General features: G+C 65.1%; 2 pseudogenes. One reads left to right on the top strand and one right to left on the bottom strand.

Annotated features, from left to right (window positions below):
* Positions 1-251, bottom strand: a pseudogene (locus ABGA94_RS15860) (hypothetical protein); the annotation flags it as partial.
* 4 nt (positions 252-255) lie between these two features.
* On the opposite strand from ABGA94_RS15860, the pseudogene ABGA94_RS15855 reads away from it, so the two are divergent.
* Positions 256-393, top strand: a pseudogene (locus ABGA94_RS15855) (FAD-dependent monooxygenase); the annotation flags it as partial.

Genomic DNA, 393 nt, shown 5'->3' with positions numbered 1-393 from the left:
CGGGCCGGATCGAAGGTGGCATCCTCGCGGCCGGCCATCACCAGGCCGGAGTTGCGCGAGAGCAGCACGAAGGCCACCACGTCCTTGCCCTTGGCCTGCATCTGGATGGTGTGGTCGTAGAAGCCGACGGCCACGTCGGTACCGCGATGCGGCGTGGCGATGAACACCACGCGGGACACTTCCGGTTCTGGTAGGAAGGTCAGCACCGGTGCGCCTTTGGTGCGCAGCAGTTCGCGCTGGGCGGGCGTCATCTGCGAGGTGATCTGGTCGATCCATCGCAGCGATCTGAACACCACGCTGCTGGAACTGGCCGAACAGGCCGGTGCCACCGTGCACTTCCATCGCCGCCTGCATACCGTGGATTTCGATGCGGGCTACGCGCGTTTCATCGAT

The sequence above is a fragment of the Stenotrophomonas sp. 3diitr2024 genome, assembly GCF_042136455.1.
Taxonomy (GTDB): domain Bacteria; phylum Pseudomonadota; class Gammaproteobacteria; order Xanthomonadales; family Xanthomonadaceae; genus Stenotrophomonas; species Stenotrophomonas sepilia.
This window is presented reverse-complemented; position numbering and strand designations above follow the sequence as displayed.